Source organism: Enterobacter cloacae complex sp. P47BA (assembly GCF_014930485.1).
GTDB classification, from domain to species: Bacteria; Pseudomonadota; Gammaproteobacteria; order Enterobacterales; family Enterobacteriaceae; genus Enterobacter; species Enterobacter bugandensis.
In genome coordinates this window covers 1-15,678 of record NZ_JADBRF010000020.1, presented here as the reverse complement: position 1 = coordinate 15,678, position 15,678 = coordinate 1, and the positions used below count along the sequence as shown (strand labels likewise).

Below are 15,678 nucleotides of genomic sequence, written 5' to 3'. Positions count from 1 at the left end.
AAAACGCCTTCCACTGGAAGGCGTTTCCTTTTCTATATCAGCACCTCGCTGTGGCGATCCCGGTACTCTTTCGGCGTGGTGTCATACTCTTTGCGAAACACCGAATAGAAATACTGCAGCGACGGATAGCCGCACATCTGCGAGATTTCGTTGATCGACAGTGACGTAGAGACAAGCAGGCTGCGGGCCTTCTCCAGCTTCTCCGCATGAATGACGGCATGAATGGTTTCGCCCACCTCTTCTTTGAATCGCTTCTCCAGATTCGAGCGGGAAATGCCCACCGAGTCCAGGACCTGATCGACCTTAATCCCTTTGCAGGCGTGGTTGCGGATATAGTGCATGGCCTGAATGACGGCCGGGTCGCTTAGGGAGCGATAATCGGTTGAGCGACGCTCAACGACGCGGACGGGGGGAACCAGCAGGCGCTGAAGCGGCAGAGCCTCTTTATCCAGCAGACGGTGCAATAGCTTTGCCGCCTGATAGCCCATCTGGCGCGTGCCCTGTGCTACGGAGGAGAGCGCCACGCGGGACAGGTAGCGGGTCAGTTCTTCGTTATCAATGCCAATCACGCACAGTTTTTCGGGCACCGGGATATGCAAATGTTCGCAGACCTGCAGCACGTGTCGGGCCCGGGCGTCCGTCACGGCAATAATGCCGGTTTGCGGTGGCAGCGTTTGCAGCCAGTCCGCCAGGCGGTTTTGCGCGTGCTGCCAGTTTTCCGGTGCGGTTTCCAGCCCCTGATAGACCACGCCACGGTACTTCTCCTGCGCGACCAGCTGGCAAAACGCATGTTCACGCTCCACGGCCCAGCGCTTGCCGCTGGTGGCGGGTAAACCATAAAACGCGAAGCGATGGACGCCTTTCTCCTTTAAATGGAGAAAGGCGGCCTCGACCAGGGCATGGTTATCGGTGGCGATGTAGTGGACCGGCGGGTAGTGTTCGGGTGAATGATACGAGCCGCCGACGCCCACAATCGGCACGTCGACGTCGGTTAGCAGCTGCTCGATGATGGGATCGTCATAGTCGGCGATGACGCCATCACCCAGCCAGTCTTTGATGTTCTCCAGACGGGTGCGGAAATCTTCTTCAATAAAAATATCCCATTCGGATTGCGACGCCTGCAAATATTCACCCACGCCTTCTACCACCTGACGGTCGTAGGCTTTGTTGGCATTGAATAACAACGTAATGCGGTGACGCTTTTCAAACATGGCTCGCTTCCCAGTTAAGTCACAATGCGGTTATCAGGCTCGTCGCTTGGTGGCAGAGTCCATCCAGACTGCCAGTAAAAGAATGGCCCCCTTGACGATATACTGCCAAAACGTCGGGACGTCCATCATACTCATCCCGTTATCCAACGACGCCATGATAAATGCCCCCATGACCGCGCCCGCCACGCTACCGATACCGCCTGCGAGGCTGGTGCCACCGATGACGCAGGCAGCGATAGCATCCAGCTCGGCGATGTTACCGGCGGAAGGAGAGCCTGCCCCCAGACGCGAGCTGAGGATCAACCCGGCGATAGCGACCATCAGGCCGTTAATGGCGAAAACCGCCAGCTTGGTACGTTCGACGTTAATACCCGACAGGCGAGCAGCTTCAAGGTTGCCGCCGATGGCATAAATACGACGGCCAAACGCGGTGCGCGTCGCCATAAACATGCCGCCGAGCAGTAACAACGCCAGCAGCAGTACCGGCGTCGGAACGCCGCGATAGTCGTTAAGAAGCCAGATGGCGCCCAGCACAATGACCGCCGTCAGCGCCTGACGTCCTACCACGGACGTTGACGCTGGCGACGCAAGACCCAGCGCCTGACGGCGCATACGTCCACGCCACTGCCACGCGACAAACGCCAGCAGTCCCACCACGCCGATCGTAAAGCCTATGCTGTCCGAGAGGTAACTCTGGCCAATTTGCGACATCGCCGCGCTGGTCGGGGAGACGGTCGTGCCGTTGGTGATACCGATCAGGATCCCGCGGAAGGCCAGCATTCCCGCCAGGGTGACGATGAACGATGGCACCTTCCGATAGGCAACCCACCAGCCGTTCCAGGCCCCTAAAACCAGCCCCAGTACCAGCGTCACCGCCACGGTCAGCGGCAGCGGCCAGCCGAGCCAGACGTCAAAAATGGCCGCCACGCCGCCGAGAAGACCCATCATCGACCCGACCGACAGGTCGATTTCCGCAGAGATGATCACGAACACCATGCCCACGGCCAGGATGCCGGTGATGGCGGTCTGGCGGAGCAGGTTTGAGACGTTACGCGCGCTTAAGTACGAGCCATCCGTCATCCACGTGAAGAACAGCATGATGACGATAATCGCCGCGATCATCACGAAAACCTGCAGGTTCAGCGCTTTTAGCCCCGCGAACGCGCCGGGCGTCGGAACAGCGACTTTGATATCAGACGGATTGCTTTTCGACATGACGTTCGCTCCTTAAAGCGGCTTCCATCACCTGCTCCTGCGTCAGGTTCTGGTTAATCAGGTTGGCTTTCAGTTTCCCCTCGTGCATGACCAGCACGCGGTCGCTCAGGCCGAGCACTTCGGGTAACTCAGACGAGATGACAATGACGGCAATCCCTTGCTGTACAAGCTGATTAATCAGTTTGTAGATTTCGTATTTGGCACCGATATCGATCCCGCGCGTCGGCTCATCAAGGATTAATATGCGTGGATTGAGGAGCAGACAGCGCGCCAGAATCGCCTTCTGCTGGTTACCACCGCTCAGTCGGCCAATCGCCAGTTCCGGTGAGGAGGTTTTGACCTTCAGCCGGGCAAGCGACTGGAGGATGCACTGCTGCTCGGCGGCATCATCCAGGCTGCTCAGCGCGCCGGAGAACCGATCGAGTGCCGCAAGGGTGATGTTTTTACCCACCGCCATGACCGGTACGATGCCGTCTTTTTTGCGGTCTTCCGGAACCATGGCAATGCCGCGGGCAATCGCCTGCTGGCAGTTGTCGATTCTCACGGGCTGGCCGTCTATATATATCGTGCCCTCCCAGCGCCCTGGCCACACGCCAAACAGGCACTGCACGGCTTCGGTGCGCCCGGCACCGACGAGCCCAGCAATCCCAAGAATTTCGCCGCTGTGAAGGGAAAACGAAACGTTATTGACCCGCTTAATGTGGCGGTTAACGGGGTGCCACGCGGTCAGGTTTTCCACGCGCAGCACTTCATCGCCCTTAGTGTGGGGCTCATTCGGGTAGAGCGCGGTCAGTTCGCGGCCCACCATCATGGTGATGATGTCATCTTCACTCATGCCCGCAGCTTCACGCGTGCCGATGTGTTGCCCGTCGCGGATCACGCAGATGGTGTCTGAAATGGCTTTTACCTCGTTCAGCTTGTGCGAAATGTAGATGCAGGCGATACCGTGGTTTTGCAGATCGCGGATGATATTGAGCAGAACCGCAGTTTCCTGTTCGGTGAGCGACGCCGTTGGCTCATCGAGGATCAGCAGCCTGACCTGTTTATTCAGCGCCTTCGCAATTTCGACCAGCTGCTGTTGCCCCAGCCCCAGATCGCCCACGCGGGTATCCGGTGAAATGTTGAGGCTCACCTGCGCCAGCAGCTTTTCACAGCGGAGCGTCATGGTGTCGTAATCCAGCACGCCGTGGCGGGAAATCTCGGCTCCGAGGAAGATGTTCTCCAGCACGGTGAGATGTTTCACCAGCGCCAGCTCCTGGTGGATGATGGCGATGCCTTTACGTTCGGTGTCGCGAATGTGCGTCGCCTGGATGACTTCACCAGCAAAGACAATTTCGCCTTCGTAACTGCCGTGCGGGTAGATCCCACACAGGACTTTCATCAGCGTTGATTTGCCCGAACCATTCTCGCCACACAGCGAAACCACTTCGCCAGGGTTCAACCGGAGACTGACGTTGTCGACGGCTTTCACCGCGCCGAAGCGCTTGGTGATGCTTTTCATTTCAAGTAAATAAGGCATAACTGCTCCACATAACCCGAGGGAAGAACAGTACAACGTGATGCGCCCCCGCAGAGCAGGGGCAGCGCCGGATTACAGTTCGCTCTTCTTGTGGAAACCGTCTTTAATAACGGTGGCGTCAATGTTCTCTTTATTGACTTCAATTGGCGTGAGCAGGCGAGCCGGAACGTCTTTCAGGCCGTTATTCAGCGTTGCATCTGCTTTAGGTTGCTTACCGTTGCCCAGCTCAACGGCAATTTCCGCCGCCGTATTGGCAAGTTCGGTAATCGGTTTGTAGACCGTCATGGTCTGAGTACCTGCGATAATGCGTTTTACGCCCGCCAGGTCGGCATCCTGACCAGAAATCGCGACTTTACCGGCCAGTCCCTGGGCACTCAGAGCCTGAATAGCCCCGCCTGCTGTGGCATCGTTGGAGGCCACGACAGCATCAATTTTGTTGTTATTGGCCGTCAGCGCATTTTCCATAATCTTCAGGGCATTTTCTGGTAACCATCCGTCGGCCCACTGATCGCCGACCACCTTAATTTTGCCGCTGTTGATGTACGGCTTAAGGACCTTCATTTGCCCTTCGCGGAACAGTTTGGCGTTGTTATCCACCGGCGAACCGCCCATCAGGAAATAATTGCCTTGAGGCACTTTGTCGATCAGGCTTTGCGCCTGTAATTCGCCCACTTTTTCATTGTCGAAGGAAATATAATAATCAATATCGGCGTTATTAATCATGCGGTCATAAGCGAGAACTTTTATGCCTTCCTGCTTCGCTTCTTTCACCACGTTACTTAATACCTGGCCGTTATAAGGGATAATGACCAGAACATCGACTCCCCGGTTGATCATATTCTCGATCTGCGACATTTGCGTTTCTTCATTGCCGTTAGCCGACTGAACAAACACATTCGCACCGAGTGATGCCGCTTTTTTCACAAAAATATCGCGATCTTTTTGCCAGCGCTCCAGACGCAGGTCATCAATCGCCATGCCAATTTTGACCTCCTTGGCATGCCCTGCAAAGCTTACAAGGAGGAGCGTAGTGCAGAGCGTTAGGGTCAGGTTCTTTATCTTCATAATTATTAGGCCTTTTTGTAGGGGTATGTGTTGCTGAGATAAAAGAAACATTCACTGCTGGGTCGCAGCAAATTTTTAACGCGGAAAGGCGGGCTGGCAATTACAGATTTTTATCTTCTCATTACGATATTTGGTTTATTTCTGAATTTATGACCGCGATCGGATTTTAAAATTCGTAACGCCTTAATTACATTTGATTCTGGAATGCGCGCCGAAAAATAGTTTGTCTGCGCATTATTTTGCGAGCCAGCGCACAGTTGTGCATTCTCTCAATAGCAGTGTGAAATAACGTAATTGAGCAACCCAAAATGTCTATTCACTATTACTCCTGTATCAACGACTCGCCGCATACCCTGATTATGGAGCTCAATATGCAAGCTTATTTCGACCAACTCGATCGTGTTCGTTACGAAGGCCCAAAAACGACCAATCCTTTAGCATTTCGTCACTACAATCCGGATGAGCTGGTGCTGGGTAAGCGCATGGAAGATCATCTGCGCTTTGCCGCCTGTTACTGGCATACCTTCTGCTGGAACGGCGCCGATATGTTCGGCGTGGGTTCCTTTGACCGTCCGTGGCAACAGCCGGGTGAGGCCATCGAGCTGGCGAAACGCAAAGCCGACGTGGCGTTTGAGTTCTTCCACAAGCTGAACGTGCCGTACTACTGCTTCCATGATGTTGACGTATCGCCGGAAGGGGCGTCGCTGAAAGAGTACCTGAACAATTTTGCGCAGATGGTGGACGTGCTGGCAGAAAAACAGCAGCAAAGCGGCGTGAAGCTGCTCTGGGGTACGGCAAACTGCTTCACCAACCCACGCTACGGTGCGGGTGCGGCCACCAACCCGGATCCGGAAGTGTTTAGCTGGGCGGCTACGCAGGTGGTGACGGCAATGAACGCTACGCATCAGCTGGGCGGCGAAAACTATGTCCTGTGGGGCGGCCGTGAAGGCTATGAAACCCTGCTCAATACCGACCTGCGCCAGGAGCGCGAGCAGATTGGCCGCTTTATGCAGATGGTTGTCGACCATAAGCACAAAATCGGCTTCCGCGGCACGCTGCTGATCGAGCCTAAACCGCAGGAACCAACCAAGCATCAGTACGACTACGATGTCGCCACCGTGTATGGCTTCCTGAAGCAGTTTGGTCTGGAAAAAGAGATCAAAGTGAATATTGAGGCTAACCACGCTACCCTGGCGGGCCACTCATTCCATCACGAAATTGCCTCTGCGATTGCGCTGGGCATCTTCGGATCGGTAGATGCGAACCGCGGCGATCCGCAGCTGGGCTGGGATACCGACCAGTTCCCGAACAGCGTGGAAGAGAATGCGCTGGTGATGTATGAGATCGTCAAAGCGGGCGGTTTCACCACCGGCGGCCTTAACTTTGACGCCAAGGTGCGTCGCCAGAGCACCGACAAATACGATCTGTTCTACGGCCACATTGGCGCGATGGACACCATGGCGCTGGCGCTGAAAGTGGCGGCGCGTATGATTGAAGACGGCGAGCTGGATAAGCGCGTGGCGAAGCGCTACAGCGGCTGGAACAGTGAGCTGGGCCAGCAAATTTTGAAGGGTCAGTTATCGCTTGCGGACATCGCGAAGTACGCTGAACAACAGCAGCTGGCGCCGCAGCACCAGAGCGGGCATCAGGAACTGCTGGAAAACCTGGTTAATCACTACCTGTTCGATAAATAACAGCATCCAGGCCCGGTAAGCGGAAGCGCCACCGGGCATTTCTGTCAAAGGAGTCACCACAATGTATATCGGGATCGATCTTGGCACATCGGGTGTGAAAGCCATCCTGTTAAGCGAGCAGGGCGACGTGTTAGCAACGCAGACTGAAAAGCTGCAGGTTTCACGCCCGCATCCGCTGTGGTCGGAGCAGGACCCGGAGCAGTGGTGGCAGGCGACGGATCGCGCGATGAAAGCCTTAGGCGAGCAGCACAGCCTGCGCGACGTGAAAGCGCTGGGCATTGCCGGACAAATGCATGGTGCAACGTTGCTGGATAGCCAGCATCGCGTTCTGCGCCCGGCTATTCTCTGGAACGATGGCCGCTGTGCGGAAGAGTGCGCAATCCTTGAAGCGCGTGTGCCCACGTCCCGCGAGATTACGGGCAACCTGATGATGCCGGGCTTCACCGCACCAAAACTTTTGTGGGTACAGCGCCACGAGCCGGAGATTTTCCGTCAGGTGGCGAAAGCCCTGTTGCCAAAAGACTATCTGCGCTTTCGTATGACGGGCGATTTCGCCAGCGACATGTCCGATGCCGCAGGCACGATGTGGCTCGACGTGGCGAAACGCGACTGGAGCGAGGCGATGCTGGATGCCTGCCATCTGACCCGGGAACATATGCCCGCGCTGTTCGAAGGCTGTGAGGTGACGGGTACGCTGCTGCCAGACGTTGCGGAACGCTGGAATATGCCTGCCGTACCGGTGGTGGCCGGGGGCGGCGATAACGCGGCGGGTGCCGTGGGTGTCGGGATGGTTGAGGCGGGGCAGGCGATGCTGTCGCTGGGAACCTCTGGGGTCTATTTTGCCGTCAGCGACGGCTATCGCAGCAATCCCGAAAGCGCTGTGCACAGTTTCTGTCATGCGCTTCCGGGAAAATGGCATTTGATGTCGGTGATGCTGAGCGCGGCATCCTGCCTGGACTGGGCGGCGAAGCTTACCGGCATGGCGGACGTTCCGGCACTCATTGCGGCAGCGCAGCAAGCGGATGACGCGGCGAGTACCGTCTGGTTTTTACCCTATCTTTCTGGCGAGCGTACGCCGCACAACAACCCGGAAGCGAAAGGGGTATTCTTTGGCCTAACCCATCAGCACGGCCCGGCAGAGCTGGCGCGTGCGGTTCTGGAAGGTGTGGGGTATGCGCTGGCCGACGGAATGGATGTGGTGCACGACTGCGGCCTGAAACCGGCGAGCGTCACCCTGATTGGCGGCGGCGCGCGAAGCCCTTACTGGCGACAGATGCTGGCGGATATCAGCGGGTTGCAGCTGGATTTCCGCACGGGAGGGGATGTTGGCCCCGCGCTCGGCGCCGCGCGTCTGGCGCAGATCGCTATGAACCCGGAAAAGCCGCTTTCGCAACTGCTGCCGCAGCTTACGCTTGAACAGGCGCATGTGCCTGACGCGGCAGGACATGCCCGTTATGCAGAAAGGCGCGAGGTGTTCCGCAAAATCTATCAGCAGCTGCTGCCGCTGATGTCATAAACTCGCTTGTCCGACAGAGGCACGAGGATGTCCTTTTTTGGTCTGTGCGTGCCTCTCTTTCCTTGCCAGTATGGTGACACACCCACTGGCGAGGAGATTTATCATGTCACGCATTGCACTCATCAATATTGATACTCAGCAGTCCTTCCATCATCGCCCTTACTGGCAGGAGGGCGACATTCCTGCCTTTCAGCAGGCGATGCTGGGGCTGATTGAAGGCTGCCAGGCGCGCGGTATTCCAGTCGTTGATATTTTTCATGTGGATGAAGACGGCCCCTTCACGCTGCAAAGCGGCTATGTCAAACCGATGGCCTTTTTGCGTCATCAGCCGGATGTGGTTTTCCAGAAACACGTCCATAATGCCTTCACGGATACCGGGCTTGACCGCTGGCTGCGCGAGCGTGATATCAACCAGCTGATCATCTGCGGCATTCGCACGGAACAATGCTGTGAAACCACCGCTCGGGTAGCATCCGATCTGGGTTATGCTGTGACGTTTGTGAGCGAGGCAACGCTGACGTTTCCCATGATGTACAAGGGCATTACCCTGAGCGCAGCGGAAATTCGCCATCGTACCGAGACGGTACTGGCCGGGCGTTTTGCCGAAATTAAAACGGTAGCGGAGACGCTGGAGTCACTGTAATGCGCATCGACGTCTGGTTCGTGATGTTACCCGGGGTACTGGCACTGGATATGTCAGGCCCGGCGGAGACCTTTGTGCTGGCTGGCGACGCGTTTCGTCTGCATTACATTGGGCCGCAACCGGACGTGCCGACGTCGATAGGCCTGACGATGGGCGGCATCCAGCCGTTGCCGGAAAGTCTGCCTCCAGGGAGTCTGCTGGTCCTGCCGGGGGTGAGCGACTCCCGCGCTCAGTTCTCAACGCCGCAGGCGCAGCAGATCCAGCACTGGCTAATGCGCCTGCAGCCGGTCATTCAGCGCCGGGATATCACGGTGATGTGCGTCTGTTCTGGTGCGCTGCTGGCGGCGAAATCGGGCCTGCTGAATAACAAACAGTGCACAACCCACCATGACGTTATCAGCCGTTTACGCACTGTGGCTCCCACGGCGACGATTAAAGAAAACCGCATCTTTGTACAGGACGAGAATATCTGGACCAGCGCGGGGATCACGTCGGGCATCGATCTGGCGCTGCATATGATTAACCGCCTGTGCGGTCCCGAAAAGGCGCTGGCCGTGGCGCGCGAGATGGTGGTCTGGTTCCGCCGTTCCGGTGACGATCCCCAGCTCTCCCCGTGGCTGCGCTACCGCAATCATCTTCATCCGGCGATCCATCGGGCGCAGGATGCGCTCACCGCCGAGCCGCAAAAAACGTGGAGCTTGCCTGATATCGCCGCACTGGCGCACGTCAGCCCGCGCCATCTCACCCGGCTTTTCCAGACGCATTTAGGGATTAGCGTCCGCGATTATCTGGAGCAGCTGCGTCTGGCGGTGGCGGAGCAGTGGCTGATGCAGGGGCGCGGCGTGGAACAGGCCTCGCTGGCGGCAGGCTTCTCCTCCCCGCGCCAGTACCACCGCGCCCGGCAGCGACGCGTTAACTGACGAAGCGGCGGGTATCTATTTTTTGCAGCAGCATCGACAGCAGCAGGCTGATAACCAGCGTAGCGGCAAAAATCCAGACGATATCCAGCACCGGCCAGCTTTTGAGCTCAACGCCCCTTGTTCGCAGGGCGTGGATCACCAGCGCGTGAAAACCGTAAATTCCCAGCGAGTGCCGCGAGATAAAGCCCAGCACGGGATGGGGACGCGCATTCAGGGTGTTTTTAACGAGCGTGAGCAGCGATACGGCACAGATAAAGACCATCGGCCCGCAATACAGATACCAGGTATCGGCAAAATTGCCGCGCCACTGAAGCTCATGTAGCGTCCCGCGTGAAATCACCGCCACGCCGGCGATAAACAGCGCTCCGCAGAGCCAGTTCAGACCGCGCTTTTGCGTGTCCATCATCCCGATGGCGCGCCCCAGCATGCCGTAAAGCACGTAGTAAAAGGTGTCGCCGTTGATATAGAGATTTACCGGCAACCATTCGAAACCGTCGATTTTCTGCGAAACCGTGTTCGGGTTGGCGACAATGCCAATCACCACCATCAGGGCCAGAAGCATTTTCCCGCTGACGTTTTTCACCTGAATGAGCGGAGAGACCAGATAGATAACGATGATGGCGAAGAAGAACCACAGGTGGTAGAAAACCGGTTTTTGCAGCAAATATTTGAGGGATAACCCGGCGTTAATGGAGGTAAACAGGGTGATATAGAGCAGGGCAACGGCGCTGTAGAACCCCAGACAGGCCGCGATGCGGATGAAGTGCCTCGGCTGCGCGCTACGCTCGCCAAAAAAGAGAAAGCCGGAAATCATAAAAAACAGCGGCACGCTGACGCGCGACGCGGAGTTGAGGATATTGGCAATATCCCAGTTAACGGGGCTGATGCTGTGGGCATTCGTGACATACCAGGTCGTCGTGTGGATCATGACCACCATCAGACACGCTATTCCGCGCAGGTTATCAATCCAGTTAATTTTTGACGGCATCAGTTCCTCGTATTCCCTGTAAAGTGAGTGGGACTCCCATTGTCCAAAAGTCTTCGTTTGGAAAATTCTGAGTTTTATGCGCAGGCTTGCCGGGAGACCGCGAGATTCGCAGAATGGCAGACCTTAATCTATAAAAGTGTTGATATTAAAAATAACAGCCGCTGACCAGGACGGTAATAAAAATGATGATGAAGCGTGTGGCATCACTCTTTCTGCTGTTGATGCTGGCAGGATGCAGTGCGCCACAGGAAGTCCCCGTGCAAAAAGCGCAGCAGGGAAAAATAAGCCCGGAGCGTTCGCTGAATATGGAAGCGCTCTGTAAAGAGCGGGCCGCTCGGCGCTATAACTCGGACGTTCAGAAAATTAACGTCATCGGATTCGAGCGCTTTCAGGGCAGCTATGAGCTTAGAGGGTATACTGCGCGTAAAGAGGGCTTTGTCTGCTCGTTTGATGCGGACGGTCAGTTTTTACATCTCTCCATGCGCTAGCCTGCTCGCATAATCAACAACCAGACGCCGCCAGCGTTCTGGCCGGAAGGCTTATTTCCCAATTTTCCCTAAACAACCCCGTTTCGTACTGTATATCTTGCAGCCAGCGGGTATACTGGTCCCTTCCATTTAAAACCACACGTATCCAGCACGAAATACTATGCAAAAGTTTGATACCAAGACCTTCCAGGGCCTGATCCTGACCTTACAGGATTACTGGGCTCGTCAGGGCTGTACCATTGTTCAACCTTTGGACATGGAAGTCGGCGCCGGCACTTCACACCCGATGACCAGCCTGCGCGCGTTGGGCCCAGAGCCAATGGCGACCGCGTATGTGCAGCCTTCCCGTCGTCCGACCGATGGTCGTTACGGTGAAAACCCGAACCGTCTGCAGCATTACTATCAGTTCCAGGTGGTGATTAAGCCATCACCCGACAACATTCAGGAACTGTATCTCGGGTCGCTGAAAGAGCTGGGTATGGATCCAACCATCCACGACATCCGTTTCGTGGAAGACAACTGGGAAAACCCAACGCTGGGTGCCTGGGGTCTCGGTTGGGAAGTGTGGCTGAACGGCATGGAAGTGACCCAGTTCACCTACTTCCAGCAGGTCGGTGGTCTGGAATGTAAGCCGATCACCGGTGAAATCACCTACGGTCTGGAACGTCTGGCAATGTACATTCAGGGCGTAGACAGCGTTTACGACCTGGTCTGGAGCGACGGCCCGCTGGGTAAAACCACCTACGGTGACGTGTTCCATCAGAACGAAGTGGAGCAATCCACCTATAACTTCGAATACGCGGACGTGGACTTCCTTTTCACCTGTTTCGAGCAGTACGAGAAAGAAGCCCAGCAGCTGCTGGCGCTGGAAACTCCACTGCCGCTGCCTGCCTACGAGCGTATTCTGAAGGCCGCCCACAGCTTCAACCTGCTGGACGCCCGCAAAGCGATCTCCGTAACTGAACGTCAGCGCTACATTCTGCGTATTCGTACCCTGACCAAAGCCGTTGCAGAAGCTTACTACGCGTCCCGTGAAGCCCTTGGCTTCCCGATGTGCAACCGAAACAAATAAGAGGCGGCCATGTCTGAGAAAACTTTCCTGGTGGAAATTGGCACCGAAGAGCTGCCACCAAAAGCCCTGCGCAGCCTGGCTGAATCTTTTGCTGCGAACGTGACCGCCGAGCTGGATAACGCTGGCCTGGCGCACGGTAAAATTGAGTGGTTTGCCGCGCCGCGTCGTCTGGCGCTGAAAGTGGCAAATCTGGCGGCGTCTCAGCCGGATCGTGAAGTTGAAAAACGTGGCCCGGCGATTGCCCAGGCGTTTGACGCGGAAGGCAAGCCAAGCAAGGCTGCCGAAGGTTGGGCGCGCGGCTGCGGCATCACCGTTGATCAGGCCGAGCGTCTGACCACGGATAAAGGCGAATGGCTGCTGTATCGTGCCCACGTGAAAGGCGAAAGCGCGGAAGCGCTGCTGCCAAACATGATCGCCACTTCTCTGGCGAAGCTGCCGATTCCTAAGCTGATGCGCTGGGGCGCGTCTGACGTACACTTCGTGCGTCCGGTACACACCGTGACCCTGCTGCTGGGCGACACCGTTATTCCGGCGACCATTCTGGGCGTGGCGTCCGATCGCGTGATCCGCGGCCACCGCTTTATGGGCGAGCCAGAGTTCACCATCGACAATGCCGACCAGTACCCGCAGATCCTGCTTGAGCGCGGTAAAGTGATTGCCGACTACGAACAGCGTAAAGCCAAAATTAAAGCGGACGCGGAAGAAGCGGCGCGTAAGATTGGCGGTAATGCCGACCTGAGCGACAGCCTGCTGGAAGAGGTCACTTCTCTGGTGGAATGGCCGGTTGTGCTGACCGCGAAATTCGAAGAGAAATTCCTGGCCGTTCCGGCAGAAGCGCTGGTTTACACCATGAAGGGTGACCAGAAGTACTTCCCGGTTTACGCCAACGACGGCAAGCTGCTGCCAAACTTCATCTTCGTGGCGAACATCGAATCGAAAGATCCGAGCCAGATTATCTCCGGTAACGAGAAAGTGGTGCGCCCGCGTCTGGCGGATGCCGAGTTCTTCTTCAATACCGACCGTAAAAAGCGTCTGGAAGATAACCTGCCGCGCCTGCAGACCGTGCTGTTCCAGCAGCAGCTGGGTACGCTGCGCGACAAAACCGACCGTATCGCGGAGCTGTCCGGCTGGATCGCCCGTGAAATCGGTGCCGACGTTAACCACGCGACCCGCGCGGGCCTGCTTTCCAAATGCGACCTGATGACCAACATGGTGTTCGAATTCACCGACACCCAGGGCGTAATGGGCATGCACTACGCGCGTCACGATGGCGAAGCGGAAGACGTGGCCGTAGCTCTGAACGAGCAGTATCAGCCGCGCTTTGCGGGCGACGATCTGCCGTCCAACCCGGTTGCCTGCGCTGTAGCGATTGCCGATAAGATGGACACCCTGGCGGGTATCTTCGGCATCGGCCAGCATCCGAAAGGCGATAAAGACCCGTTTGCGCTGCGTCGTGCCGCGCTGGGCGTGCTGCGCATCATCGTTGAGAAGAACCTGAACCTTGATCTGCAGACCCTGACCGAAGAAGCGGTGCGTCTGTACGGCGACAAGCTGACCAACGCGAACGTTGTGGATGACGTGATCGACTTTATGCTCGGCCGTTTCCGCGCGTGGTATCAGGACGAAGGTTACACCGTCGACACCATTCAGGCGGTGCTGGCGCGTCGTCCAACCCGTCCGGCTGATTTCGATGCGCGTATGAAGGCGGTTTCCCACTTCCGTACGCTGGAAGCGGCATCTGCTCTGGCGGCGGCCAACAAGCGTGTATCCAACATCCTGGCGAAATCCGACGAGACGCTGAACGAGCGCGTAAACGCCGCGACGCTGAAAGAGCCGGAAGAGATCGCTCTGGCGATGCAGGTTGTGGTGCTGCGCGACAAGCTCGAGCCGTACTTCGCGGAAGGTCGTTACCAGGAAGCGCTGGTTGAGCTGGCGGAGCTGCGTGACGTTATCGACGCCTTCTTCGAGAAAGTGATGGTGAACGTAGAAGATAAAGAACTGCGTATTAACCGTCTCTCCATGCTCGAAAAACTGCGCGAGCTGTTCCTGCGCGTGGCGGATATTTCGCTGTTGCAGTAATGTGCCTGTTGTAACACATGCTAAAAACCCGCTTCGGCGGGTTTTTTTATGGGTCTTTTGTAGACCGGATAAGCGCAGCGCCATCCGGCAGGTTTAGCCGATCGCGATTGTGCCTTCGTCTGTCTGCAGCCAGCGCGGTGCCTTCAGCGTATCAGCAAAGTAGCTGACCAGCTCGCACAGCAAATCTTCCATCACGATTTCAGATTGTCGCGACAGTGAGCCGTTCATCAGCATCTGCGTAAGCTCCTGACAGTAGCGCCCCAGCTGATCGCATTCGGGTTCGAAAGTCGGAACGCGTGACGGGAGTTCCTTCACGGTCAGGCTGGCTTTTAAAGCGTCCGGAACAGGTTCCAGAAGCGTGGGTTGCAGAAGATTCAGACAGGCATAAAGTCTGCCGTAAAGCGCCATTTTTGGGGCGGGTTCTTCGCAATCTACCAGTGCGTCGGTAAAACGTTCGCAGTTATCCGCCAGTTCGGTGAAGTCGGTGGCGTGGTTGAAGGGCAGGGTGAATAAAGAATGAGCTTGGGTTGGGGTAGTAGCCATATTGGCAGCCTCCGATAAGTGATAAAGCTTCCACCACCGGAAATGCTAACTTCGCTGGTGGTGGACTGAACAGAGTTAGCATTACCGGCCTTATCGGATACCGGCGCATCTTTCGATGCCCCTGCTCAGCCCACCATTGAGATGTAGCAAAGCATGCTGCACATAATGTGCCGCCGATAAGATAAGCCAGGATGCTAAACCCGGCACCTGATTTTGCAGGTGCAAAGAGAACTTACTGCTCATCAAAACAGGCGGCAATAGATTTGAGCTATGCCACTGAGGATATTACCATTTCTGGAAAGAGACTCGCAAAATTACCGCAATGAAAAGCATACTGTGGGCAGAGGTCTTACAGCGACGCTATGGTCCGGGTGTAAATCGCTGAGGCGTTTCCTGCAGGCCGGGGCGAGGCGCATGGATGCGCCGAGAGGGCGGGCTTTACAGGGATGTTACCTCAGCCCGTCCCCGATAAGCCGGAAGGAATAAGCCGAAGGTACCGCGTAGCGGCGATTTACTGCCGGGAGCCCGGGTAGCCAGGGTGGTGGCGACTGAGCCACCCTGGCACGTTCACGGGTATTGTCGTTACAGAGTAGCAAGGAACATAAAGTGAATGGAATGACCACCAGAGTCGTATGCTTCCCCTCACCCCAGCCCTCTCCCTCTGTACAGTCCGGGGACATGGTAGACAGGTGTTCGGGGACATGGTGAACACTTTTTAACATCCT

Annotated in this window: 13 protein-coding genes and 1 pseudogene; 7 read left to right on the top strand and 7 right to left on the bottom strand. The window is 56.5% G+C overall.

Going from position 1 to position 15,678, the window contains the following annotated elements:
• Window positions 1-32: 32 nt before the first annotated feature.
• The 4 genes from xylR to xylF form a co-directional block, all read right to left on the bottom strand.
• The gene (gene xylR, locus IM299_RS18680) at window positions 33-1,211 is read right to left on the bottom strand and encodes a D-xylose utilization transcriptional activator XylR (RefSeq protein ID WP_041911622.1); all 1,179 of its coding nucleotides are present in this window, start codon (window positions 1,209-1,211) and stop codon (window positions 33-35) included.
• A gap of 33 nt (window positions 1,212-1,244) precedes the next feature.
• The gene (gene xylH / locus IM299_RS18675; protein WP_041911621.1) at window positions 1,245-2,426 is read right to left on the bottom strand and encodes a xylose ABC transporter permease XylH; all 1,182 of its coding nucleotides are present in this window, start codon (window positions 2,424-2,426) and stop codon (window positions 1,245-1,247) included.
• The gene (locus IM299_RS18670) at window positions 2,404-3,945 is read right to left on the bottom strand and encodes a xylose ABC transporter ATP-binding protein (RefSeq protein ID WP_063155184.1); all 1,542 of its coding nucleotides are present in this window, start codon (window positions 3,943-3,945) and stop codon (window positions 2,404-2,406) included. Before IM299_RS18670 ends, xylH begins: the two co-directional genes overlap by 23 nt.
• A gap of 72 nt (window positions 3,946-4,017) precedes the next feature.
• Complete coding sequence (xylF, locus tag IM299_RS18665) at window positions 4,018-5,010, bottom strand: D-xylose ABC transporter substrate-binding protein (protein ID WP_193357927.1); 993 nt, start codon at window positions 5,008-5,010, stop codon at window positions 4,018-4,020.
• Between the two features lie 371 nt (window positions 5,011-5,381).
• On the opposite strand from xylF, the gene xylA reads away from it, so the two are divergent.
• From xylA to IM299_RS18645, 4 genes are all read left to right on the top strand, one after another.
• On the top strand, window positions 5,382-6,704 hold the full coding sequence (gene xylA, locus IM299_RS18660) for a xylose isomerase (protein WP_088204493.1): 1,323 nt from the start codon (window positions 5,382-5,384) through the stop codon (window positions 6,702-6,704).
• Window positions 6,705-6,765: 61 nt separating this feature from the next.
• Complete coding sequence (gene xylB / locus IM299_RS18655; RefSeq protein WP_193357926.1) at window positions 6,766-8,220, top strand: xylulokinase; 1,455 nt, start codon at window positions 6,766-6,768, stop codon at window positions 8,218-8,220.
• A gap of 103 nt (window positions 8,221-8,323) precedes the next feature.
• Window positions 8,324-8,863: an isochorismatase family protein gene (locus tag IM299_RS18650; RefSeq protein ID WP_028015071.1), complete on the top strand. Its 540-nt coding sequence runs from the start codon at window positions 8,324-8,326 to the stop codon at window positions 8,861-8,863.
• Window positions 8,863-9,783, top strand: a complete 921-nt coding sequence (locus IM299_RS18645; RefSeq protein WP_193357925.1) for a GlxA family transcriptional regulator — start codon at window positions 8,863-8,865, stop codon at window positions 9,781-9,783. The genes IM299_RS18650 and IM299_RS18645 overlap by 1 nt, the downstream gene beginning before the upstream one ends.
• On the opposite strand, the gene IM299_RS18640 is transcribed toward IM299_RS18645, so the two are convergent.
• Window positions 9,776-10,771 (bottom strand): acyltransferase, encoded by a 996-nt coding sequence (locus IM299_RS18640; protein ID WP_193357924.1) that lies wholly within the window; start codon window positions 10,769-10,771, stop codon window positions 9,776-9,778. The genes IM299_RS18645 and IM299_RS18640 overlap by 8 nt on opposite strands.
• Window positions 10,772-10,953: 182 nt before the next feature.
• Here IM299_RS18640 and IM299_RS18635 point away from each other — a divergent pair, with 182 nt between their 5' ends.
• The 3 genes from IM299_RS18635 (at window position 10,954) to glyS (ending at window position 14,410) form a co-directional block, all read left to right on the top strand.
• Window positions 10,954-11,259, top strand: a complete 306-nt coding sequence (locus IM299_RS18635) for a YsaB family lipoprotein (protein WP_028015074.1) — start codon at window positions 10,954-10,956, stop codon at window positions 11,257-11,259.
• Between the two features lie 160 nt (window positions 11,260-11,419).
• A complete protein-coding gene (gene glyQ, locus IM299_RS18630) occupies window positions 11,420-12,331 on the top strand; it encodes a glycine--tRNA ligase subunit alpha (RefSeq protein WP_003860141.1) in 912 nt (303 codons plus the stop codon).
• Between the two features lie 9 nt (window positions 12,332-12,340).
• The gene (gene glyS / locus IM299_RS18625; protein WP_028015075.1) at window positions 12,341-14,410 is read left to right on the top strand and encodes a glycine--tRNA ligase subunit beta; all 2,070 of its coding nucleotides are present in this window, start codon (window positions 12,341-12,343) and stop codon (window positions 14,408-14,410) included.
• Between the two features lie 93 nt (window positions 14,411-14,503).
• Here the strand turns inward: glyS and IM299_RS18620 are convergent, their stop codons facing one another.
• Together IM299_RS18620 and IM299_RS23060 are read right to left on the bottom strand one after the other, a co-directional pair.
• The gene (locus tag IM299_RS18620) at window positions 14,504-14,881 is read right to left on the bottom strand and encodes a hypothetical protein (RefSeq protein ID WP_305038819.1); all 378 of its coding nucleotides are present in this window, start codon (window positions 14,879-14,881) and stop codon (window positions 14,504-14,506) included.
• A pseudogene (locus tag IM299_RS23060) lies at window positions 14,842-15,024 on the bottom strand (hypothetical protein); the annotation flags it as partial. The gene IM299_RS18620 and the pseudogene IM299_RS23060, both read right to left, overlap by 40 nt.
• Window positions 15,025-15,678 lie beyond the last annotated feature (654 nt).

Coding starts and splice junctions, on each gene's coding strand:
- xylR (WP_041911622.1), bottom strand. CDS start 1,211: ATGTTTGAAAAGCGTCACCGCATTACGTTGTTATTCAATGCCAACAAA.
- xylH (WP_041911621.1), bottom strand. CDS start 2,426: ATGTCGAAAAGCAATCCGTCTGATATCAAAGTCGCTGTTCCGACGCCC.
- IM299_RS18670 (WP_063155184.1), bottom strand. CDS start 3,945: ATGCCTTATTTACTTGAAATGAAAAGCATCACCAAGCGCTTCGGCGCG.
- xylF (WP_193357927.1), bottom strand. CDS start 5,010: ATGAAGATAAAGAACCTGACCCTAACGCTCTGCACTACGCTCCTCCTT.
- xylA (WP_088204493.1), top strand. CDS start 5,382: ATGCAAGCTTATTTCGACCAACTCGATCGTGTTCGTTACGAAGGCCCA.
- xylB (WP_193357926.1), top strand. CDS start 6,766: ATGTATATCGGGATCGATCTTGGCACATCGGGTGTGAAAGCCATCCTG.
- IM299_RS18650 (WP_028015071.1), top strand. CDS start 8,324: ATGTCACGCATTGCACTCATCAATATTGATACTCAGCAGTCCTTCCAT.
- IM299_RS18645 (WP_193357925.1), top strand. CDS start 8,863: ATGCGCATCGACGTCTGGTTCGTGATGTTACCCGGGGTACTGGCACTG.
- IM299_RS18640 (WP_193357924.1), bottom strand. CDS start 10,771: ATGCCGTCAAAAATTAACTGGATTGATAACCTGCGCGGAATAGCGTGT.
- IM299_RS18635 (WP_028015074.1), top strand. CDS start 10,954: ATGATGATGAAGCGTGTGGCATCACTCTTTCTGCTGTTGATGCTGGCA.
- glyQ (WP_003860141.1), top strand. CDS start 11,420: ATGCAAAAGTTTGATACCAAGACCTTCCAGGGCCTGATCCTGACCTTA.
- glyS (WP_028015075.1), top strand. CDS start 12,341: ATGTCTGAGAAAACTTTCCTGGTGGAAATTGGCACCGAAGAGCTGCCA.